Raw genomic sequence first — 25,370 nt, forward strand, 5'->3', positions numbered from 1 at the left:
TCTAAAAAATAAACCTATAAGTTTGATTATCAAATCGATTGAAGAACAAACCGATTTTAGAATTATTTACAATGCCCGAAAAATAGATACAGAACAGCTTACTGATATTAATGTGACAAATGCTAGTTTAGAAACCGCTTTAACGCAAGTTTTAAAAGGCACAAACATTTCGTTCTACATTCAGAAAAAACAAGTTTTATTAACCAATACACCGGATGCTTCTCTGGCGCCTCAGCAGGAAACAGAGCGTTTTATTATCGGAACTGTTTATGATGCTAACAGCAAATTGCCACTTCCGGGTGCTTCTATTCGTATCAAAGGTACGGGAATGGGCGCTATAACAGACTTTAACGGAAAGTTTGCTTATACCTTAAAAGGAAATAACATTGCTAATCTTGTACTTGAAGTGGGGTTTTTAGGAATGCAAATGCAATCGCAGAGAGCTGAAAATAAAACTGTTTTTACTTTTAATCTTCAAGAATCTACGGATGAATTAAATCCGGTAATCATAACGTCATCTTACGGAACTAAAAAACTAAAAGAGGAAATTGTGGGAAGTATTTCGACTTTAACCGCTAAGGACATTGCTGTAGAACAAGCTTCTGAAAGTATTGATAAAATGGTCGAAGGACAAATTGCAGGGGTATTAGTCGAAAATACATCCGGAGTAGGAACGCCTGTAAAAATGAATATTCGTGGTCAGGGAACTTTAAAACCTTTGAATGGAAATCTTGTAGGAACATCAACTCAACCTTTGATTATTGTTGATGGTATTATTATGAATGAGCAAAAAGGTATTGACAATGATTCTTTTGATGCCGGTGGTGCTTTCGGCGAAAAATTAGCAAACCCATTAGCTTTTATCTCACCGGATAATATTGAAAGTTTTACTGTCCTAAAAGATGCAGCAGCAGTTGGTATCTATGGTGCCGATGGAGCAAATGGTGTTATTTTAATTACAACCAAAAAAGGTAAAGAGGGAAAAACAAAATTTCAGTTTTCTAATCAATTGGGAGTTTCAAGTGCTATTAATCAAATTAAATATTTAAGCGGAGAACAGTTTAATGAACTAAATAATGCTTACAACGCCGCTACGACACCGACTTCTACTCCTATTCCTTATAATGGTGTAAACACCAATTGGTTTGATCTTTTAAACAAAACCGGTATTTACAATAAATATAATTTTAGTGTTTCTGGAGGAACTTCAAAAATTACTTATCGTACCAATCTTACCTATTTGAATATTGATGAGCCGCAATTGGGTAATACGACAAAACAATTAAATGGTGGAATTAATTTAGGCTACAAACAATCTAAATGGGATATTAGCTTATCATTCAATCCAAGCTACGTTAAAAAAGATGCGCCTAATATTTATTATGATTTCGCTTATCTGCCTACTATTTCGCCATACAATGCAGACGGAACTTATTCTAAATTAGGTTTAACAGGTGCCAGCGGAGGAAACCCTTTAGCAGCTATTGAGCAGAACAAAAACGAAGCAGAATCAAAAGCCCTTTTAACAAGTTTAAATGTTGGTTATGAACTGAACAGCCATATCAGATTCAATACCTTATTTGGTTTAGATTATTTAGACAAAGTACAGGATCGTTATTTCTCAGGCGAGAATGAAAGCGGACAGCAAAATGGTACTTTTATATTAGATGGCGTTACCTATCCTACTTGGGGAAGACGATTGTTTAATAAACGAAATTCTACGAAATGGAACTGGCAGGGACAAATGTTATTTGACAAAGAAATTAGTAAGAACAGCACAATTGATGGTGTTGTTGGCTTTGAACTTTCTGAGGAAAAAAACAATTTAAGTTCCGCAAATGCAGCCGGATTTACAAATCCTAATAGTATCAATAATATCGAAGATGCCCTTCGTGATGATGATCCTATAACTCAAATAGATGAGACTAGATCAAGACAGATTTTTAGAAATGAAATAAATTATAGTTCACGTGTTTCTGCTTTCGGGCAACTGAATTATAACTACAAAAAAAAATATTTTGTTTTAGGGAATTTACGACGCGATCAAAGCTCTGTTTTTGGAGATGACAGCAACGTAGCGTTAAACAGCGGTGCAGGTTTGGCATGGATATTAACTAATGAAAATTTCTTAAATGAATCATCCTGGATTGATTTCTTAAAACTGAAAGTAAGTTACGGATCTACCGGAAATTCCAGAATTGGTTCTTACCGTTCTAAAGGATTGTATGGTGTACTGCAAAACGGTTACAATGGTGGCTCGTATGCTACTCCAAGCGTATCTCCTAACGGTCACCTAAGCTGGGAGAAAAATAAAAAATTTAATGCCGGTATCGATTTTAATGTCTTTAAATTTATCGACCTGACACTAGAATATTACTATGATGACTTAAATGACTTAATTGTAAGCCGCGATATTCCAACAGAAACGGGTTACGGATTAATGCAGTTAAATGGTGCCAGTATGTACAATAAAGGTTTTGAATTGACTACGAGATTTAGATGGTTTCAAAAAGGAAACTTTAAATGGTCTTCGTCTTTTAACATTTCAACCGTAGAGAACAAAGTAACCGATTTAGTTGGTTTAGGAAGTGATTACTCGCAATCCAATCTTGCTCTTGCTCAAAAAATCGGGTACAGTACTACTACTATATGGGGAATAAACTGGGCTGGTATTGATCCTGCTACAGGACGTGATTTAGTTCGAAAAAACGGTCAGGTTTATGACTATGCTAATTACAGAACACTTTTTAACGAAACAGACTGGGAACCAATTGGAGACACGCAACCAACAGCTTTTGGAGGTTTTAGCAATACATTTTCATACAAAGGTCTTACTTTGTCTGTAAACGGATCTTTTCAGTTGGGTGGAGATAAATTAGTATCTAATGAAATCATATCTAAATATACGATCATTGTAAACCGAAATATGTCTGTTAATGCCAACGATTACTGGAGAAACCAAGGTGATGTTGTTTCGCAGCCGGCACCAAGCTTAAATGTTGGTGTAGCAAACCTCAGTAAATATGTTTACGATGCTACCTATTTAAAAATTAACAATATAAACTTAAGTTATAGCATACCTGTCAAAAAAACGTTCTTTGATTCTTTGGTTGTTTTTGCCAATGTCTCTAATGCTTTCTACTGGTATAAAGAAAAGAGTCCGGAAGGCATGAACGGAATTAGAGAATTTAGCTTTAATTACCCTCAATCCAGAACAGTTTCATGTGGAATTAATACAAAATTTTAAAAGATGAAAAACTTCAAATACAATATAAAAATTAAATTCGCTTTGCTTTTAGTGTCGGTGTTTTTAATGCAAAGCTGTAGTGATTTCCTTGAACAGGAACCAGGTATGCAAACTTCTATAACAGAACAGTTAAAGAACAAAGAAGGCGTTTTTCAAGCTATGCGTGGTATGTATGGTGAAATCGAAGCGGCTCTTCGTTTTGCCCCTTTTGCTACTTATGCTGACTTACAGGGAGGAAATTTAAAATTTTCACCTTCACCAGAGGGTACCAATAAAAATCAAATTATTGTCCCGACAGGTATAGCAGGAATCTATGGTTTTAATGATTTATCTGAACAGTCTAATTTAGCTTCTTTTTATTCTGCTTGTTATGATATCATCAATCAGACGAATTTATTTTTAGAATTTGCTGATGCATTGCCAGATGCAACGACAGCTGAAAAAAATCAAATCAAAGCTGAAGCCTTAACAGTTAGAGCGTACGCACACTTTTTGTTGAGTCAAGTATATACTCAAAATTATGATTTCACTGCTGATGCTTCTCATCCGGGACTTGTTTACAGTAAGCAATCTATCAATGCAAAACTTACTTATCCTGCTCGTGAAACCGTTGCCACTACATATTCCTTTATTATTGATGATATTACGACTGCAATAAATTTATATTCTGATACTCCATTAATGGCTGGACCCGTTTATTCTTATTTTAATAAAACAAGTACAAAAGCTTTATTAGCACGTGTGTATTTATCTAAAAAAGACTGGAAAAATGCTTACGATACAGCTAATGATATTATCGAAAACTCTGGTGTAGCATTAATGACTTCAGAAAACTACATCGCACAATGGGAACAACCTGATCTTCCGGTTTCAGAAGTTTTGTTAGAATTTTCTATTCCAAGAAGCAGCGAAGGAACGGTTAGCGGTTCTATGGCTTCAACATACGGTTATACTTCTGCTACCATCTATGGTAGTTATGTTGCTTCTGATGATTTATTCAACCTTTATGAAGCAGATGATATTAGAAAAAAACTGTTTCTGGAGCACACCATTGCGACAATCAATAATTTAGTATCAACTCCCGTAAAATACAACTTTACTAAAAAATTTCAGGATAATCCGGGTTACGTAGCTTTTAGATTAAGTGAACAATATTTAATTCGTGCCGAAGCTGCTCTTGGACTTAATAATCCGGAACAGGCAAAAACAGATATTAATACCATTAGAGCAAGAGCAAACGCTACGCTGCTTAATGATACCGATAATCTACAAGAAGCTGTGTTTTTGGAACGCAGAAAAGAACTTTGTTTTGAAGGACATTTATTCCATGATATTGCCAGAAATAAAAGAAATGTTTCCCGTGTTGATGGTTGTGTCTCTGCTAATTGCAGTTTGACTTATCCATCGCCAAAATTTATATTACCTATACCACGCTCCAATATTAATCTTAATTCAAACTTAACACAAAATGAATCGTATTAAAATTATATCCGTATTAAGTATTGTAATAGCCTTATTGGCATCTTGTTCTAAGGATGATTACAGACTAGATAATTCAAATGTTGATCCGTATGTTCGTTTCAATTTTTTAGTGAACAGCAACAACACGCCACTAGAATATCCTGCTGTGAGTACGACTTTAGTACCTGCTAACACCTATGACAATAAATCTATCAAAAAACTAAAAGTTCCGGTAACGTTAAGTTCTCCTACTCTAAAATCTGCCGTAAGTGTAAATTTCAGTGCTGCAACTTCCGGAGATGCCAATAGTTTTAGCGTAGAACCAGCAAGCGAATTATTATTTGCAGGCAATCAGTTAACCGATACTATTTATCTTTCGTTTGATAAAAGGTGGAAAGACAAACAAATGATTACATTAAAATTAGAAAATGCTTCTGATCCTGCAATTCATATCGGAAATCTAAATACTTCGGCACTTAATGATGCTTTTACTATTAATTTAGAAGAAATAGTTACATCGTATTCCTTATCGGCTAATCTTATGAATGTCAAAGGAGAAGTAGGCGAAACAATCGATTTTAAGGTAAACTTCCCTAACGGATTTATTCCTTCTGAAATGGAGAATTTGGACATCTTTAAATTTGATAATGGTTTTGAGTACAAACTAACTCATGACGATTATGGGGACAACAGAAGCTCGATTACTTATCATTTAACGCTTTTAGAGGACATTCAAAACGATGATATTCCGTATGACACAACCATTACATTAGTTAGCACAACCAATTACATCGCAACAGGAAATCCAACACTGCAAATTTCTAAACCAATTAAATCACAAAGGGATATTTTAGCCAATCCGGCTGCTAAATTCTATGATTTATCCAATAAATTTTATTTGACGTATGGAGAATGCTGGTTCGACAAAAGTGGTGTTTGTGCATGGCAGGCTTACAATGCCTTTACGTTTCCGGTTGTAGTACAAAAAAACAGCACCAATGCTATTTTGTATAGTGATAACGGAACTGCCGATCCTAATGATGATATCTACCACGATGCGTTTAAAATTGGATTCAATGTAGCTTCAGGTACCAGTACAACAAACTCGTTTAACTTAAAAAGATGGTTTAGTAACGAAAGTACAGCATCAGCAAGTTCTCCGGGCTTTAACATTACCTCAGCAATTGAATTTTTCCCAGAAAACGGAAACAGTACCACCAACGGAAGTGTGCTGATCATTCCACAATCTATTGCTATTACCGCATCGAGTACGAGTGCAGAAACGGCAGCAGGTGTTAAAAAAGATGCTCATATCATTAAAATTTCCGGTGAAGGAAAATACAAAGAAATCAGCGCAGGCTTGTTCGAAATCAGTTTTGTATTAACCTTAGAAAATGACCTGCTGTTTGGTGGAGAAGTTTCTACGCAATACAGAATGTATAATAATAAAGTATATCCTAAATTAGATCCAATTAACGACGCTTGTCCTAAAGAAGTTACGTTACCGGCTAAAATTTAGTAACATTAAAACAGAAGAACGCCTAAGCATCTTTTTTATTCTCGAATAATCAGGATGCTTAGGTGTTTACCATTATCACAAAGCATTGATTGAAACTAAAATGAAATTGAAAAAACTAATTTTACCCCTTGTTCTCTTATTGAGTTTAACTGCTTACAAAAGCATTGAAGAACCCGAATATATTGATATTCAAGAATTAAGGAAATTGTATTCCAGTGGTGATCCTTCGACATGGCCGGCAGCACAATTACATGAAAATGTAGACAAAACAACATTCCAGGATATTGGAGTGCTTCCTGCTATGCCCTATCCTGCTTACAATCCGTATTCTGAAGAAAAACAAAGTTTGGGTAAAGTACTTTTTTTTGATCCCAGATTATCTTCAAGCGGTCAGATTGCCTGCGCTTCCTGTCATAATCCTGAGTTGGGCTGGACGGATAATCTAACGCGTTCTTTTGGACACGATCGCCAAACAGGAAAACGAAACTCCATGACTATTTTGAACTCTGGTTACGCCACTTCTCTTTTTTGGGACGGACGTGCAAAAAGCCTTGAAGATCAGGCACAGTTTCCTATTGGTGATCCTTTAGAAATGAATGAAAAACTAACGATTGCTGTTGATAAAATAGCAAAGGTAAAAGGATATAAACCTTTATTTGAAGCTGCTTTTGGTGATTCAAAAGTTTCGCTGCAAAGAATTCAATATGCTATTGCTACTTTTGAGAGATCAATTAAAAGCCCAAAAAGTAAGTTTGATCATTTTGTGAGCGGAAAATCAGAAGCTTATACAGATCAGCAGGTAAAAGGATTGCATTTATTTAGAACCAAAGCGCAATGCATCAATTGTCATAACACGCCTTATTTTAGCGACAATCAATTTCATAATGATGGTCAGACTTTATTTGGAACTAAGTTTGAAGATTTCGGACGTTACAATGTTACCAAAGATGTAAAAGATATTGGAAAATTCAGGACACCAACATTACGTGAAGTTGCCAATACAAAACCATGGATGCATCACGGTCATTTTCCGTCATTGCTCGATGTAGTTGAATTATATAATTTAGGAAATCCATCTCCGGTACAAAAAAGATATCTGGGAACAGCACGCGATTCTCTAATTCCTAAATCTGATCCAATGCTTCAAAAACTTAGCTTAAGCAAAGAAGAAATTGGTGATCTTTTGGCTTTTATAGAAACATTGAGCACACCAAATCAAAGAATTATGATACCAGCATTGCCTAAATAATATTGTTTATCCAACTGAAAAAATGTGAATTATCCCCAAAATTCACTTTATAAAAGTCTGTTTCATTAATTTGAAATAGGCTTTTTTCAAACCTAATTATTCAGAATCATTTATCATTTATCTCTATGAACAATCTAGTTGAAAATTTTGCCGTAAGTCTTTACGTGTATCAAATCGCATTTTTAATGCATCTTATTCTGGTTTCATTTTCTATACATTATATTTTAAAAAACAGACAACGATTAAAAAATCCTTACGTTATTATTGTACTATCGATTTTGTTTCCTTTTGTAGTTTCAATTCCGGCTATTGTAATCCTTAGGAGAAAGGAATAATTTTTAACAAGCACAAAATATCGGTCGATCCTATGGATCTTTTTCTACCTATCTATATCTAAAAAAAACCGGATTAAAATCCGGCCCTACGATATCTATCGAGCCACTGGCTCTTTTTTCTATTACAATACCTAAAAGCGGGATTAAAATCTAAACCTATAATATTGGTCGAGCCACTGACTCTTTTTTAGGAAACTTGCTTCTCTTTATAACAACTATAAAAGTTCCGGAGGAACGAATAATTTTGTAGTAACGGATTTTAATCCGTTGATATTAGAACGATCGCAACTAAAGTTCCAGAGGAACGGTCGATATTATATTGTAATCTCATTTCTTTTTTAGTTTGCAAAAATTCATCATTTTTAATTATTCCTTCATCGAGGTATAGAATGTTCATTGGCCACTTCTAAAAACGATATTCATTAAATTTGATTCAGTCGAATATTTAAAAATAGTATTACCATGAAATTAGAACATATTCAAATTCAAACCAACGATATTCAAAAAACAGCTGACTTTTACAGCAATGTATTAGAGTTGCAAATTCTTGAACAAAATTCCAAATCAGTAACAATTCAGGCAGGAGCTTCAATCCTGAAATTTACCGAAAATACCCAATTTGATTCTACGTATCATTTTGCTTTCAATATTCCCGAAAATAAATTGAAAGAGGCAATTCAGTGGTGCCAAAACAAAGTCGGTTTACTTTTAATTGAAGATCAAAGCGTTGTTGCCACTTTTGAAAACTGGAATGCCAATGCCGTTTATTTTTATGATAACAATAAAAATTTACTAGAGTTTATTGCCCGAAATGATCTTAATAATTCTTCAACAGCAATATTCAATTCTAAATTGATTTTGAATATCAGCGAAATTGGTATTGTTGACGAAAATCCATTTCAACTAGGACAAAAATTAAATACAAAACACGGTTTGGATTTCTTTACTAAAAATCAAAATAGTGAATTCTTCTCTGCTTTAGGAGATGATGAAGGCTTGCTTATCATCGTACAACCAAAACGAAACTGGTATCCTACGCAAATTCCATCTGAAAGTAATCCGACTGAAATTCGCATTCAGAACAATAATGAAGTTGCTACTCTAATCTTTAAATAAAAAATAATCGGTCGATCCTCTTCTTCTTTTACTAAGCCGGATTAAAATCCGGCTCTACAATATTTATCGAGCCGATGGCTCTTTTTTTCAGCAACCTAATTCGCTTTTCAATAATTATAAAAGTTTCGGAGGAACGATTCATATTATGTTCAACATGTTTTTAGAATCAGCAAAAAATATCGGTCGATCCTATGGATCTTTTTTCTACTACTATACCTAAAAAAACTGGATTAAAATCCAGCCCTACAATATCGATCGAGCCGATGGCTCTTTTTTATAGTAACCTAATTCTCTTCAAAATAACAATAAAAGTTTCGTAGGAACGATTTATTTTGTAACAACGGATTTTAATCCGTTGATTTTAAAACGGTCAATATTTTATAGCACATTTATTTTGCGAAAAATTTATTTATTACTATAAATCATTATTCAAAATTTAGTTTATTTTTAATCTTCAAATACCACTCGCTTAGGTGAGAATGATCATTATTATTAAAATATAACCTCAACGCAAAAAAATTATGGTAACTCTTAAAACCTGGAAGGAAAAACCAACAGAAGCTGAAGCACAAAAAGTAGTCGAAGACTTTTTTGATTATTTGAAAAAAGGAGAATTAGATAATGCTAAAAACCTAGTAGATCATGTTTATGATGATTGGAATGAATCTATTCACGTAATCTGGCGTGATCACTATCTTATTCATGAATCAGCACAAGATGAATCTTTTGAAGGTAATGAATGGCTAAACAACTTAGAATGGACTCAAAATCTGGGTATTTTAGATGATTTTATGTGGGGTGAAGAAAAAAATGATTCAACATATTTTGATGTCAGTGTAACCTATCTTGGTGAACCTTCCGGATTTGCTGCCCAATTTTATCTGGTACATAAAGACGATCTGTACTTTGTAAAAAGAGATTTAATAGATATGCAATAGCAAAAATCAATTGCAATGACAATGGCAATGGCAAAAATCAATGACAATGGCAATGACAATGGTAAATAGCAATGGTAATATCAATGGTAAATAGTAATAGTAAAATTCAATAGCAATGTCAATGTCAATATAAATAATAATTGTAAATAGCAATGCCAAGAGAAATAGAAATAGAATCATTTATGACAAAGTTCCGGAGGAACGATTTATTTTGTAGCAACGGATTTTAATCCGTTGATTTTAGAACGATCCATATTATGTTCAATATGTCTCTTAGTACAAACATAAAATATCGATCAGCCGCTGGCTCTTAAAAAGCTAAATAATCAAAATAAAAAAACTGTCCGAAAATTACTTTTCGGACAGTTTTAAACAACAATAACTAACTCAATTTAAAACTATTTCTTTATAAAACGCTTGATTGTTTGTTTGCCTTCTTTATCTAAAACCAGAAAATAAATTCCTGTTCTTAAGGCTGAAACATCAAGGCTGTTATCTGTAACGGTTTGTAGCTTTAATACGCTTCCTGTTTGAGAATCGATTACGCTTACATTTCCTCCCGTAGCATTTGTGGTAAAGAAAAGTGTATTCGCTACAGGATTTGGATATATGTTTAAACTAACATCTTTAGCTGTTTCCTCTAAACTTGCCCTTGCTGTCACTGGTTCTATTGCCGAAGGAGCAGCAGTACCAATTCTTGTTATTCTAATCCAGTTGATGTTTACACCACTGTTCTGAATATAGATTCCAAAATTGTACGTTCCGGCATTTACAGTAACGGTTTGTGTAACCGTTTGCCAATTTTGCCAGCCTCCAGTATTCGGAATCGTTACTTCACCCAGAATAATTGTTCCGCCATTCAAATCAGAAGAAATTCTTGCTCCGGTTACGCCACTCGCAATTCTGTATTCAATTAAATACGAACCTGTAGTTGGAAAATTTATGTTATTATACGCAAGCCAGTCACCTGTATCTGTGTATGCCACGTTTAGACCTCCACCACTATCTGTAGTTGCTTCCGTTTCGATTCCGTTCATAGCCGAATAATTTTCTGCCTGAATAAGTGTCGTAGTCTGCATTGTAGAAGTCGAAATCAATTTCCATTGTCCACAAGTTTGACCGTTATCATCCCATTGCTGTACATTAGCACCATTGGCTGTACTTGCTCCGGCAACCTCAACAATTCTACCGCTGTGTCTGGCAATAATTTTATAGAAACCATCACCTGCAGCAACTAATATAAATTGCTGATTTGTTGTTCCGTTATACGGATACTGCTCTACATTGGCACCATTTGCTTTATTGAAGTTGTTTACATCAAGCGATTGCCCACTATGATTGGCAATAATCTTATACAGTCCGTCACCAAGATGTGTAAACGTATATTTTTGATTGGCTGCTGAATTTGCATTTCCCTGCGCTATGTTGGCACCATTTGCAGTACTGGCATTCCAAACATCCATATTAAGTCCGCTGTTTCTGTTTTGCAAAAAGTATGTTGCGTTTCCTAAGTTTGTCACTCCATTTGCAATAACCCGAATAGAACTCACTTTATCATTCCATGTGGTATTAAGGCAAGTATTATTAGAATTAATTACGGTCGAAGCTCCTGCAAAGTTATCATCCTGATACAAAATTGCCTGAAACCCCTGCGTAATGCGAAGCGAAGAAATATCATCGTTAAGAATACCTAATGAATTTAAACGTGCCAGATTATAATCTCCAATCGTTAGTCCGCCTGAGAATCCGGTGTAATTACAATCTTTGTAAACCGTAATGACATCACTAGACGGCGCAATATTTCCACCCGGCGGAATCGTTCCTGTAATGGAATAACTTCCGATAGATCCGTACGCTGAATAACCTCCACTTCCCGCATTTCCTGCTCCAGCACCATCTACACCAATAAAATATTTACCGGCTGGCAGGTTTACATTCATAGAAGCATTAAGAGCAAAAGGATCTGAATTCCAATATGTTCCCATTTCTGCACCGGAAGCATTATACAAACGAATTACAAGATGTAAATTTCCATCTCTGGAAACGGTATTCGCATTTATAGCAACATTTCCTCCTCCTGTAGTAAAACTAAAAAAGTCATAATCAGCTTCGTTCGTAATAATTCCATTTTTTTGATTGATGGCTCCGCTGGCATTGTAATCTAACGTTGCTGCAGAACCTGTAGTATTACCATAGTCATCACCTCTGAAACCTACACCAAATTTAGTGCTGGCAATAGTAGCAACATCATCTTGTTTGTTATTGGCATTGTTATATTCACCTTTGCTCCATTGCACAACGGGTCTGTAATAACCTGCTCCCATAATGGGTGCCCAGGCAGTTCCATCGAGACCTACAAAATAATCTTCTGCAGGACTTGTACGTCCGTCATGTCCCAGATCAAATGTATGTCCAACTTCATGAGAAGAAGCATCTCCACCTGATTTACCGGAAGTAATAAATACCCAGCATGGTACATCATTATCCCAGTTAAACGAACCTATGTATGCCACACCGCCTGCTCCAGGAGCAGCTGTATTAGTTGGCGTAATAACTACACGCATTCTTCTGTTTCTTGGATAAGAATTAAAAACAGCCTCATTCGTAGTTACATTCAAATTAAAAGGTCTGTAATCCTCTGCAACTACTTCCCAATGTTGTTGCACAGCGGCATCGCTCATTCCGGATGGAGCGGCATTAATGGCATTACCATTATTCCAAAGATTTCCTGCCGGCATATTGTAACCATCAAAATCTAAGTAAACGCATCCTGCTGCACCCGGCAAACTTTGCAAATTAAGTAAGGCTGCTGCTACTTGTGCTTTGGCAGTATTGGTTGTTTTATTCGTTGCATTTGTATTCGAAGGAAGATTTTCGTAATCAATACAAACCAGTGTATTAATATCGACTTTCTCTACAAAAGCATTTCCTTGTGCATCTGAATAATACTTATACGCTTCTCTTGTCTTTTTTAGAAGAATATGTCCTTCGAGTGATTTTTCTTTTACTCTGATAAAAAAGGAAGATTCTGCTACATTCTTAATCTCACCAATCAAAAATTCGCTTGAAGCATTTGATTCTTTATAATTAATTTTTGCTTCAAAACTTTTGGAGTTGTCTACCTGAAGCGAAAGTGTTTTGTCTATCGTTTTTGAAGTTGCTGATTTTACCAGCTCACTTTTTATAGTATTTAAAAAAGTTTTACTCGAGCCTAAAGAAGTTTGTGCTATTGCCATACTTCCAAAAGCGGTTATAAAGAGTAAATTAAACAGAAATCTGTATTTTTTTTTCATTTTTTTGTTCGGGTTTTGGGGTTGAAGTGTAAGCTTAGTAATTTGATATCATTGATAAAAAAAAGTACTATCCCTCCTGTTTACAAAGGGATAGCACTTTTAAAAATTTATTTCTTGATAAAACGTCTAACAGTTTTGATTCCGTTTTTTTCTACCAGAACCAAATAGATACCACCTTTTAAAGTAGATACATCTACGCTGTTGTTAACAGGCTCCTGAACAGAAACTGTTGCGCCGCCTTCAGCATTTATAATGCTTACAGTTCCGCCTGAAACTTCTGCACTAAAAGAAAGCGTACTTTCTGTTGGATTTGGATAAACGCTTAATCCCGCAATATCATCCTGACCACTTGGAGCAGCAGCTTTTCCTGCCAGACCTGCACCCGATTTTGTAATTCTGAACCAGTTTAAATTCAAACCTGTATTCTGTATGTAGATTCCAAAATTATACGTTCCGGCATTTACCGTTACCGTTTGAGAAATCGTCTGCCAGTTTTGCCATCCACCTGTATTCGGAATGTTTACTGATCCCAGTACAATTGTTCCTCCGTTTAGGTCAGATGATATTTTTCCACCTGTTACATTACTTGCTACACGATATTCTATGACATAAGTACCTGATGTTGGAAAATTAATATTGTTATACGCCATCCAGTCTCCTGTATCTGCATAACCAACATTTAAACCACCTCCAGTATCAGTCGTAGGTTCGGTTTGAACACCGCTCATTGCCGAGTAGTTTTCTGCCTGAATCAAAGTTCCGTTACCAGTTGGGGGCTGACTTCCAGTTATAACCTGATTAATAGCAGTTAATAATGATTTCGAACCTACTGCATCCTGAGATAACTCCCAAATCATTACACCACCGGCATTCTGAATCGCGAAAGTGGTTTTTTGTTTAATTGTTGGTATTCCGTTATAATAAATTGTGTTTCCTACCTGATCCTGATTTTCAGCACCAGGATATTGGTTTACGATATTAGCATACGAAATTCCCTGATTAGCTGAAGCTCCAAAACCATATCCGTAAAACGGAACACCTATAATGGCTTTACTTGCCGGTAAACCTCTTCCTGTCCAGTAATTAAACTGATTTACAGCCATACTGTATGGAGAGTGTTGTCCAGGACTTCCAGGAGCCCAAGGTCCTGTTGCATCATACGCCATAATGTTAATCCAGTCGTAAGCTGCAAAAGTCGATGCCGGTACATTTGCTCCGCCATATCCTTCTGAAAGTGCTGCTGTACATAATTTATTACCTGAATGTAATTTTGCTGCAAGTGCAATAACAAAACCTCCATAATCTCCATTAATGGCAGGACCTTCTAAATCGACATCAACGCCATCAAAGTTATGAGCTACGACGTAATCGTATATTTTCTGGATAAATGCCGTTCGGTTAGCTGGTTTTATCAAGTTCCAGTAATTATCTCGGATAGCACCTCCTTCTGATATGGCACCACCTCCCAGTGATACAAAAACTTTTACATTCTGAGCATGTGCCGCATTAATAATGGTATTGCTTCCTGAATTGAAACTCAAATAACCGTTGGCATCCGGATTCTCGAAAGCAATGTTAATGTGCGTTAACTTACTGTACTGAATACTGCTTGAAAAAGCATTAAGATCAATCCAATTTGGTACGTAGGCGATTACCTTTTTTTGGGCAATTGACAAATTGAAAACTCCCAAAACTAAAATGACCATCCATCTTAGCTGCAATGTTTTGTAATTGTTTTTCATTGTAATGTTTGTTAATAGATTAATAGATTTGTTTATTTGGGGGAGAAATAAAAGCCTCAAACAAGTCTGATTTTATTCAAAATATTTAAGGCTTTAACCATTTAATGCTATTTTTTAATGAAACGTTTTACTGTTTTTACACCATCTTTTTCAAAAACGGCTAAATACACACCACGTTTTAAGTGAGAAACATCAATACTTTCACTATTGTTTTTTTGTCTTGAAACTATATTTCCAGTCTGAGAATCTACAACAGTTACTGTTCCGCCATTTAATGCTGTAGTAGTATAAAGTGTATTTTCTGCAGGGCTTGGATATACATCAAATCCTGTTGCTACTTCTTCTGTAGGAGTTTCGGTGGCAACCATTTTTCCTGCTAAGCCAGCACCAACTTTTGTAATTCTGATCCAGTTGATGTTCATTCCTGTATTCTGAATGTAAATACCAAAATTGTACGTACCTGCATTAACGTTTACGGTTTGAGAAACAGTTTGCCAGTTTTGCCAACCTCCGGTATTAGGTACATTTACAGTTCCCAACACAATCGTACCTCCATTTAAATCCGATGATAACCTACCACCTGTAACATTGCTTGCTACACGATATTCAATAAGGTAAGAACCCGTTGTCGGAAAATTGATGTTGTTGTATGCCAACCAATCACCTGTTTCAGTATATCCTACGTTTGAACCTCCTCCGGTATCTGTGGTAGCTTCAACCTGAATACCGTTCATAGCGGAGTAGTCTTCTGCCTGAATTAGAACCGATGAACCCGAAGTTGCTGTAACACGAATAGAAGAAACTTTATCATTCCATGTGGTATTAAGACAAGAATTATCAGAATTGATTACTGTCGATGCACCTAAGAAGTTGTCATCCTGATACAAAGTTGCCTGATATCCCTGAGTTATACGAAGTGACGAAATATCATCATTTAAAACGCCTAAAGTATTCAAACGTGCCAAATTATAATCACCAACCGCTAATCCACCAGAGAATCCAGTATAATTACAATCTTTATAAACGGTAACTAAACCTGTAGACGGCGGTACAGAAGGCACTGTTCCCGCATATCCTCCAAAAACAGCAATAACTTTAGTTGGTTGTGGAGAATGTAGCGATGGTGATTGATCTGCAACATCATCATAAGCAAATCCATACGCCAGATTATCGATACTTATTCCCGGCAGGTGCCAAAATTTAGAATAATGATTGGTTGGATTTACCTGATAGAATTTTGAAGCGTCATACCAGTTTTGTTGTCCCGGATTTGGCGTTGTTACATTTACTACATGTCTGTTTATCGCCGCTGTCAATTGCGACTGAATTACAAGATCCAGATCACCATCGACCAATCTTCTGTCCAGAACACCTTTTCCTTCCAGTGCTTCCTGTGTTGTAGGTCTGTTTTGTACTCTTCCTGTACGACCAGCAAAACCTCCTGATTGTCCTACAACTACAAGTTGTTCTCCAACTACTCTTCCTTTGAATACTCCGGCATCTCCGGCATAAAAAATTAAATCTTCATTTTTGTATTTATTCCAAATGGCATCGATATATCCTTTTAGGTAGTTTGCCTGAGGCCCTACACTTGTGCCACCCGTTCCATCTGCGAAAGCAGGTGTTTTAGAAGGTGCTGTAATTTCGCCTGTAGCATCATTTACGCATCCTTGAAATTCTGATGGTACATTCGCTTTAAAAGCGGCTACAATGTCTGCGTGTTTTTTTAATTCACCCACTCGTTTTTGGTAACCATTAGCACCAAACAATTCCATCCCCATTGGATATTTATACGAATCTACTCTTGTTGGATTTCCAAAGAAACCATACTGATTATTTGTCAATTCGATTATTTCATACAAAATACCCTGATTAGGATCCGTTGCATTTAAAGGATTTGGTGAAGTGTATCCTGACGGAGCACCATTGGCACCAAAAAAGTAAAAATACAGCTGTTGTCCTTTGGCTATAAAAACTCTGCAGCCTGCAATAAGCGGCAATGTAAAGGTCTTATTAGGAATCTCGCTCAATTTGGTAAAGCAATTAGCGTATTTTGAATTTTGTCCCGGACCTGTATTTCCTCCAATCGTTGGTCCTGTAACGGTATTGTACTGAGAACTCATTGGCAACACCTGACTTGTTTTGGCATTTACCCAAACATGATTTCCGGTGGTATAATCGATACCTACAATGGCTACATACAATTCGTTATCATTGAATGTAGAAGTATTACTAATGGTAAAAGGAATAGGCCCTTGTCCATACATAAAGCTTGAAAACACTAACAACAGTGCTGTCAGAAGAGAAAATCTTCTAAAGTCATTTTTTTTCATATTTTTAGTTTTTTGGGGTTACGTAAATAGTTACTAAACATTAAGGCTGTTTAATAATCCGTTGGATAAAAACAATACCCAACGGATTATATGACTATTGCTTAATCAATTTTTTAGACCAGTTTTTCTGATCAGATCTAAAGTTCACGATGTAAATTCCTCTTCTTAGTTTACTGATATCAATTTGACTTTCGCTAACCTCAGCATCAAGATGTTTCTCTAAGACAAGAGTTCCTGAATTATCATAAATCGTAATGACTTTATGGTTTAAGTTTTCAGGTATCGAAAGCTGAATAGCATTGATTGCCGGATTAGGATACAGCACAAAAGCCGTTGGCGAAGTCTCAATTTCTTCAGTTGGTATTGCAATTTTTGCTGTTGCAGCAGCAGAACCATAAGCTTCTATTTCAAACAAAGAATACCCATAAGGAGGCAATGCTTTTGTGGTACATAAAATACGAATGTATCTTCCCGTACCGCTTACCGTTAAATCATCGGTTCCGCCATCGCTTGCTGTTTGGTTGCTTACTGTTTCATTTTCTGTGAAAACATTATCGGTAGAAATCTGAACTTTGTATTGCGTTGCAAATGCCGCTTCCCATTTTAATACTACACGATTAATGTTATGATTACTTTGCAAATCAACATAGATCCATTCACTTGCATTGGCAAAACTACTTGACCATCTTGTAACCGTAGCATCTCCATCTGTGGCTTTCGCCGAAGTGTAAGTAGCATTTTCCTCTGAAGAAGCCAAAGTAGGTTTCCCTAAAGCTAAATTGACATTGTTATTTGGCGGAGTATCTGTCGAAACTAAATTAACCGCTCTGATGTTGTCAAAATAATACGTGTTTCCAGAGCTTGTTCCCGGCTCAAATAAGAAAACAAAACGATTTACTTCATTATCAGCAGTTGAAGCATCTGGTGCACTTGCATAAGTGAAAATTACGGTATGCCAAGTATTGGTTTGTTTTACGACTGCCTGATAAACGCTGTGTCTTCCAACAGGAAAATTAGACGGAATCGAAGCACTGCTTTCTGCCTGCCATGAAATTATAGAACCAACCGGTGCAGAAGTGTAAACATCCATAGCAAACTTTTTAGTACCACCTTTAAAATCAGCTATATTATTTAGAGTTGTATTGAATGAAAAGTTATCATACAATTCCGTTGCTTTTCGAACATATCGTCCTACGTTCGACGAAGTATTAATTCCACTTGCATTTGGGTTTGGCGTATTGGGTGTATACGTTCCAATAGCATCTCTAAACGTAATATTGTGTGTGTTTTGATAATCTTCATAAACTACACCCGGTGTAAAAGTATCCGGTAATTTTGTAGAACCGATTCTGATATTATCAAAATAGTAAGTATCACTTGTATAAGAACCGGAGTTAAACAATAAAACCATTTGGTTTACTGCCAGGTTTGAGGTTCCTTCATCAGGACTTGAGTTATAGTAAAAAGTCAGCGTTTCCCATTGATTTTGTTTGGTCGTAATCGCAACATAATTACTATTTCTGCCTACCGGAAAATTAGCAGGAAGTGATGTAGCACTGTTCTCCAGATTTAAACTAACTACAGTCCCTACAGGAGCCGAAGTATAGACATCTATCATGATTTTTTTAGTCTGATTTTTTAGTAAACCGGCATCTTCAATAGTATTCTGAGTATTAAAGAAAAGTACATCGTATTGTTCTGTTACATTTCGAACATAACGAGCCACATTTGCCGATGAGTTAACCGAATTACTTCCCGGATTTGCTACAACACTGTATGTTCCGGTTGTAGTTCCTTTGATAATTTTATTCACACCATCATAGTTTTGCAAAATGTCTGTGGCGATAATTGGTTTTTCGGGAGCGGCTCTGGTAAGTAAATTATCAAAATAATAGGTTGCTCCGGAATTTGAATTCGATTCAAAAAGAAATACTACGGTATTAATTGTCAAAGCACTTGTATTGACATCGATTACTTTTTCAAATTCAAATTCAACAGTTTCCCATTTGTTTTGTACTGTAGTTGTTGCTTTGTAACCACTATGTCTTCCCGATGGGAAATTGGTAGCTGTTGTTACCAAACTGTTTTCGAGCTGCATAGAGATTTTAGTTCCTACCGGTGCTGAAGTGTAGATATCAAAAGAAATTCTTTTACGACCAAAAACATAATCGTTAGCATTGGTGATCGTTACATTTTTGATATTCAATACATCATATTTCTCAGAAGTGTTACGAACATATTTTCCAACCAAAGGTGACGTATTAACTCCCGTAGCTGATGGATTCGCAACCGCTTCTGTCAATACTCCCGTTTTAAGTCCGTAGACAATATTTCTGTTTGACTGAAAATCTTCATGGATTCTTTCTACAGGTAGAGGAACTTCTGTTGTAACTGCCAGTTTATAGGATTTGGCATCACAACCTGCAACTGTAGCAACAACAGCAACATCGCCTCCGGTAGTTCCCCAATTTACCGTTATCGTGTTTGTTCCCTGTCCTGAAGTTATACTTGCGCCTGCAGGAACTGTCCAATTGTAGTTGGCACCTGCAATGGCATTTATAGAATATGTTTTATTGTTTTCGTTGTGATAGACTTTTGCATCTCCTAATACGCCATACGTAAAACTTCCGCTGTAAACACGAACGTAATCTACTTGAAGCTTTGCAGGAAAATCACCTGGAACAGGCGCAACTCCTGCACCGTTTACACTCGTATAAGGTGTTCCTAAACTTCCCACAGCCAGATTTAGAATAATGTAAAACTCATTATCGTTAAAAGGCCAGCCACCGTTTACTGTTGTATTAGGTGTCGCTGTATGAAACAAATTACCATCAATAAACCATTTAATACTATTTGGAGCCCATTCTACAGCATAGACATGAAAATCCGAAGATAAATCAGTTGGAGATGTATAACTTCTGCCCGTATAATGATAACCGCCACCATCGTAGTGAATGGTTCCGTCTACCGATTTTGGATTACGGTGTTTGGCTTCCATAATGTCTATTTCACCCGTGTAAGGCCAATTGCCTATACCACCGGCAGGAAGCATCCAGAAAGCTGGCCATGCTCCCATTCCGCTTGATAATTTCATTCTGGCTTCTATTCTTCCGTATTTTATAGCATACTTCCCTTCTGTTGTTAACTTTGCGGAAGCGTAAGGCTGTTGCGGAAATTGAGCGTTAGGCTCATATTTTGCCTGAATGTTCAAATAGCTGTTATTGCCTTCTTTTACAATCGTAGCCTGATTAGGATCATAACGTTGTGCTTCTGCGTTTCCAAATCCACAAAGTGAAGGACATCCGTTTCCGGAAATACTTTGCCATTTGGTACCGTCGATCGTAGTACCATTAAATTCATCTGCCCAGATTAAAGTATTACACTGAGCGTGGAGTTTTAGAAATGGAGCTACTAGAAGCAGTCCCAGGATGATACATTTCTTTAGTAAATAGTAAGTCTCTTTCGGTGGTCGGCCGAAAAATAAGTCTTTTTGTTTCATTTCTTTTTTGTTTTTTGTTAGTAAAGGTTCTTAACAGCACAACTAATTTATTTGTAAAAAATAGACTGTTATTTTATTAAGAGCTCACAATATTAACACTAAACTATAGAAATGTGAGAGTTTTAGTATACGGTTTGACTACGGTACTTACAAAAAAATGTAGTATTTAGGATTCAAATACCGTAAAACTACTTAGGTTTTTACCTATAATAAAAGCACTAGAAATTCAAGATAAACTCAGTAATATTAGTATCTGACGGAAGCTGTAATTTTTTTCTGATACGGTATCGGGTGTCTTCTACACCTCTTACGGAGATTCCTAAAAGGGGCGCAATTTCTTTTGTATTGAAATTCATTCGTAAATAAGCACACAAACGCATATCCCGAGGTGTCAATTCAGGAAAACTTGTTTTCAGGCGTTGCATAAAATTATCATGCAGCTGATTAAAAATTTCTTCGAATTCATTCCAATGCTGATCACCTTGCAATTCGTGATCGATAATACGGTTGATTTTCGTCAGTAAAGCAAAATTTACATTCGAATCATTCTTCTTATCGATCTGTCCAATCAGTTCTTTTATTGAAAGCAGAATTTCATTTAAATGAATCAAATTGACGGTACTCGAAGCTACTTTGGCATTCTTCAGATTAATGGTCGCTTCGAGGTTTTCGCGCATTATGGCCATATTTTCCTGTTCCAATGCTAATTTTTGCTCGTTTAATTCCGCACGATTTTTTAGAAGCTCTTTTTCCTGACTCAAAATCAATTGCTCGCGCTCACGTTCTGCAACATTCTTTTGGTATTTAATGATCGTATAAATCAAAACACCAAACAAAACTAAGTACAACAGGTATGCCCAGCTTGTTCGGTACCAAGGCGGTAAAATTTCGAATTTAAAAACGGCTTCTTCACTTACAATATCATAGCAGTTCTTAGCTCTAACGTGAAAAATATATTCGTTTTCGGGTAAATTGGTGTATTCTTTTTCTGTTTGAAGGTTCCATTCCGACCATTTAGGTTCAAAACCTTCCAGCCAATATTCATATTTTGTAGCTTCTGCTTCGTCATAAAAAAGAGATGCAAAAGAAAAATGCAATGCATTATTCGCATGTGGCAATTCAAAATACATCTCTTTTTTCTCCGTATCATTTTCAGCATCTGAACTGGTAGGCAATATATCGTAACGGCTTGAAAACAATAGGCTGTCTTTAGGAAAAATTGATTTTACCTCAGATATTACCGCTTTATACTTCGTTTGATACTTTTTAGTCTTGGTACTATTATAATGAATTAGACCGTCTTGTGTACCAAAAAATACATCTCCGCTTGTAGTAGTCTGTATGTTCTCAAACCCCGGAATGTACAAATAGCGAAGTTTTCTAAAAGGTAATTCTTCGATCTCAAACTTCCCTCCTGTCGTTTGTGTCATCTTTCCAGTGTTCTCACCAGAGACAAACCAAATATTCTTTTGATTGTCTTCTTTAAGCAAACGAATATGATTATTTAGACCAAGGTATTTGCTGAACGCATCATCCTGAACCATTTTTTTTGACTTCGCATCTTGTTTGTAAACTCCTTTTGTTGTTCCAAAAAGTATCTGATTGTTGATACTAAATGCATTCAAAAACAAACTCGAAGGAAAACCTGCTTCCTGATTGTAAAACTCCACTTTAGAAACGGCATCAAAGGTGGCATTAAAATTTATTTTAAAGATTCCTTTATAACCATGCGCGATCCAGATGTTTGCTTGTTTATCTGTTATAATTACACGGCTACTTTCTTCAAAACCTTTAATCTGATGTTGATACACCCAAGAATTATTAACCTTTTTTAATAAATACAAACCGCTATAACCTCCAACAAGCAATAAATCAGGGCGATTCGGAATTAGTATACCTTGCCAGGCACCATCAGTCTTGGCTAGTAATTGAGCCGTATTTCCTTTTATTTCAAAGATTCCATTTTTCTCGAAAGCCAGAAGTGAATTACCAAAAACGCCAACATTCCATACGTTCTCTGACATTCCGGAAATAGGCTGAAAATGTACATTTTCGCTTTTTCCGCTTTTATAGGCTTCCCAATCCAGCCAAAAAAGACCATTATCTGTCGCGATATAGAGTTTGTTTTGATAAATCTGACTGCAATAAATTTTGGTTTCAGAGTTGGCGGTATCGAGAATCTTAGACAAAGGCGAAGAAATCTGGATCAGTGAAATCCCTTCTTTCATCGTAACCCAAAGATTGCCTTCTACATCTGTCTTTAAATTAGTTACATATTCGTTTTGCAGTCCTTTTTGTTTGTTGATATGCTGAATCAATTTTCCTTCACTATCCATAACTACCAATCCAGCCTGACGTGTTCCTATTCCGATATAGCCATCTGAAAGTTGGGTAGCAATGGAAATCTGATTTTTTTTCAATAAAGCATCCGCTTCGGTCACAAAGGGTTTTAATTCACTATTAGCAAAAATAAAAAGTCCTTTCTTTTGAGTAAGAAGAACCAATCCCTGTTCCGTTTTAAAAATATTCCGAATTTGTAAACCTGCTAATTGTGTAGTATTGGGTATCTCTTCTAAACTATCTTTTTTAAGTTTCAAAAGTCCTTTGGCATTATCCAGAATGTAAATTTCATCCTCCAATTTAAAAAACGAGTCAAAGCCAGCTTTAGACTGTATTACTTTGATTTTATGGTTCTTATAAATAAAGATCCCTTCACTGCTGAAAAAAATTATTTCGTTGCCGCGAACAACAGTTAGTGAAACGTCTCCAAAATTTCGGGATTTTGCCGGAAGCAATTTTACTAATGACGTGTATTTGTATTGTCCGTTGGTTTCCTGATTTGCGTATCCAAAATCACCCTGAGCACCAACATATATTTTATCTTTTTTATCAATCGCCAAAGACCGAACCATACTTTTATTTTCCGGCTGGGTTACAATATGCCATCGTACGCCATCAAACTGCATAATTCCGAAATGATTCGCAAAAAACATCATCCCTTTAGAATCCTGCAAAATATCGCAGTTTTCTGAAGCAGCCTTATATGTTTTCGGACTGTAATTGGTAATGAAAGGAACCCCCGTTTTTTTTATTTGAGCATCTATTTTTGCAGCAAAAACAAAAATAGTTAGAACTAAAATTCTAATTTTAATTTTCGTCATTTTATTACTTTCTGTAGGTTAATTTTTGTGACGTTTCAAAGCCACGATCTTACAAAAGTTTCCGGGGAAAAAACTAATTTTAAGACCAAAAAATTATTTAATCCAACGCTTTTAAAATTAAAATTTGACAATCTAAAGCGCTAAAAAAAACAAATCCTATAATCAAATATATAAAATTTTATTTTAATGCAACAAATTACATAAATTGATATAAATACAGAAATAAAAAAAACAAACTATAAGTATTGAAAAATGTGAGAATTGAAAATAAAATTACAAATTTAAAAGAACAGCCAGTTCAGGATAATTTTCAAATAATATTGCACCTTCTTCTTCTAAATCTTCATTATTGAATCCGTTTGTAAAACCATATACTTTAAATCCGCCTTGAATACCGGCTTTTACTCCTGCTTTACTATCTTCTATAACCACACAATCCTGAACATCAAATCCCATTTGCTTAGCTGCGTGCAGAAAAATTTCCGGATCCGGTTTCCAGCTGTTAATTTCATAGGAACTGTAAATTTTATTTTCGAATTTATCTAGTAGACCCGCTACTTCCAGATTGAGTCTGATTTTTTCTACGGGACCACTGGAAGCCACACAATAGGGAATTTTAAGATTGTCTATAAAACTAAAAACACCTTCCATAGGTTTTACCTGCGTTTTAAAAGCTGTAAAACTTTTTTCCCGGTATTCTGACTCAAAATTATCAGGAAGCTTGCCGCCAATAATATTTTCGATATGTGAAAAACATTCTTTTAAACTGCGTCCATTAAAGTAACGATAAGCATCTTCTATATCCATTTCAAATCCATGTTCCGCAGCCATCGAAAGTAAAATTCCGTTACCAATTTTCTCGGTATCAACCAGAACACCATCACAATCGAAAATAATACATTTAACTCTCATCCTTTTTTGTTTGTTTAATTGCTTTGTACACTTTTACAGAGTTGCTGCTATTTTTGAAACCATCTGTATTATAAAATCAGCTTGTGCAGGATTTATCTTTTTTAAAGCATCAGCTGTCTGAAACCATTCGGCTTTATCTACTTCAGGAAAACTTTGAAATTTTCCGGATTTAGGCGGCCATTCCATTTCAAACTCATTACTTTTTACGAGCGTAACATCAATATCAAATTCTAAAGCCCAGGCAAAAACAGTTTTACCCGATTTCAACCTAACGTATTCTAATGCTATATAATCATCATCGCCTTCAAGCTCAAAACCTGTTTCTTCCTGAAATTCGCGTTGAGCAGCAATCAGCGGATCTTCACCTTCAATAAATTCTCCTTTTGGAATCGACCAGCTTTCTAAATCTTTATTTTTCCAAAATGGACCACCGGGATGCACAAGCAGAAAGTAAACGGTCTTGTCTATAAATTTATAAAGTAGTATGCCTACACTTTGTTTCATCTTTAATAAAATTTTAATTTAAAGATACCATTTAATAATCGGATTTACCTTAAAAATAGAT

Annotated in this window: 14 protein-coding genes; 6 read left to right on the top strand and 8 right to left on the bottom strand. The window is 35.7% G+C overall.

Annotated elements, in window-relative coordinates:
• The first annotated feature begins 22 nt into the window (after positions 1 to 22).
• The 4 genes from B0A66_RS12755 (at position 23) to B0A66_RS12770 (ending at position 7,476) form a co-directional block, all read left to right on the top strand.
• On the top strand, positions 23 to 3,247 hold the full coding sequence (locus tag B0A66_RS12755) for a SusC/RagA family TonB-linked outer membrane protein (RefSeq protein ID WP_244283465.1): 3,225 nt from the start codon (positions 23 to 25) through the stop codon (positions 3,245 to 3,247).
• Between the two features lie 3 nt (positions 3,248 to 3,250).
• Positions 3,251 to 4,729, top strand: a complete 1,479-nt coding sequence (locus B0A66_RS12760; RefSeq protein ID WP_089050227.1) for a RagB/SusD family nutrient uptake outer membrane protein — start codon at positions 3,251 to 3,253, stop codon at positions 4,727 to 4,729.
• A complete protein-coding gene (locus B0A66_RS12765) occupies positions 4,716 to 6,227 on the top strand; it encodes a hypothetical protein (protein WP_089050228.1) in 1,512 nt (503 codons plus the stop codon). The genes B0A66_RS12760 and B0A66_RS12765 overlap by 14 nt, the downstream gene beginning before the upstream one ends.
• A gap of 100 nt (positions 6,228 to 6,327) precedes the next feature.
• Positions 6,328 to 7,476 (top strand): cytochrome-c peroxidase, encoded by a 1,149-nt coding sequence (locus B0A66_RS12770; protein WP_089050229.1) that lies wholly within the window; start codon positions 6,328 to 6,330, stop codon positions 7,474 to 7,476.
• Between the two features lie 594 nt (positions 7,477 to 8,070).
• Here the strand turns inward: B0A66_RS12770 and B0A66_RS22865 are convergent.
• Complete coding sequence (locus tag B0A66_RS22865) at positions 8,071 to 8,208, bottom strand: hypothetical protein (RefSeq protein ID WP_165766614.1); 138 nt, start codon at positions 8,206 to 8,208, stop codon at positions 8,071 to 8,073.
• A gap of 65 nt (positions 8,209 to 8,273) precedes the next feature.
• Here B0A66_RS22865 and B0A66_RS12775 point away from each other — a divergent pair, with 65 nt between their 5' ends.
• The gene (locus tag B0A66_RS12775; protein WP_089050230.1) at positions 8,274 to 8,927 is read left to right on the top strand and encodes a VOC family protein; all 654 of its coding nucleotides are present in this window, start codon (positions 8,274 to 8,276) and stop codon (positions 8,925 to 8,927) included.
• 521 nt (positions 8,928 to 9,448) lie between these two features.
• Complete coding sequence (locus tag B0A66_RS12780) at positions 9,449 to 9,865, top strand: hypothetical protein (protein ID WP_089050231.1); 417 nt, start codon at positions 9,449 to 9,451, stop codon at positions 9,863 to 9,865.
• A 398-nt stretch (positions 9,866 to 10,263) separates the two neighbouring features.
• On the opposite strand, the gene B0A66_RS12785 is transcribed toward B0A66_RS12780, so the two are convergent.
• The 7 genes from B0A66_RS12785 to B0A66_RS12815 form a co-directional block, all read right to left on the bottom strand.
• Entirely contained in the window at positions 10,264 to 13,158 is a 2,895-nt protein-coding gene (locus B0A66_RS12785; RefSeq protein WP_244283467.1) for an RICIN domain-containing protein, read from the bottom strand.
• A gap of 107 nt (positions 13,159 to 13,265) precedes the next feature.
• A complete protein-coding gene (locus B0A66_RS12790) occupies positions 13,266 to 14,900 on the bottom strand; it encodes a glycosyl hydrolase family 18 protein (protein ID WP_089050232.1) in 1,635 nt (544 codons plus the stop codon).
• 107 nt (positions 14,901 to 15,007) lie between these two features.
• Positions 15,008 to 17,233: a beta-1,3-glucanase family protein gene (locus B0A66_RS12795; protein ID WP_089050233.1), complete on the bottom strand. Its 2,226-nt coding sequence runs from the start codon at positions 17,231 to 17,233 to the stop codon at positions 15,008 to 15,010.
• A 94-nt stretch (positions 17,234 to 17,327) separates the two neighbouring features.
• The gene (locus B0A66_RS12800; protein ID WP_089050234.1) at positions 17,328 to 20,732 is read right to left on the bottom strand and encodes a family 16 glycosylhydrolase; all 3,405 of its coding nucleotides are present in this window, start codon (positions 20,730 to 20,732) and stop codon (positions 17,328 to 17,330) included.
• A 218-nt stretch (positions 20,733 to 20,950) separates the two neighbouring features.
• Positions 20,951 to 23,893 (bottom strand): ligand-binding sensor domain-containing protein, encoded by a 2,943-nt coding sequence (locus tag B0A66_RS12805; RefSeq protein ID WP_089050235.1) that lies wholly within the window; start codon positions 23,891 to 23,893, stop codon positions 20,951 to 20,953.
• Positions 23,894 to 24,166: 273 nt separating this feature from the next.
• Entirely contained in the window at positions 24,167 to 24,805 is a 639-nt protein-coding gene (locus B0A66_RS12810; RefSeq protein WP_089050236.1) for an HAD family hydrolase, read from the bottom strand.
• Positions 24,806 to 24,838: 33 nt separating this feature from the next.
• Entirely contained in the window at positions 24,839 to 25,309 is a 471-nt protein-coding gene (locus B0A66_RS12815) for an NUDIX domain-containing protein (protein ID WP_089050237.1), read from the bottom strand.
• Between the last annotated feature and the right edge of the window lie 61 nt (positions 25,310 to 25,370).

The sequence above is a fragment of the Flavobacterium hercynium genome, assembly GCF_002217285.1.
GTDB lineage: Bacteria > Bacteroidota > Bacteroidia > Flavobacteriales > Flavobacteriaceae > Flavobacterium > Flavobacterium hercynium.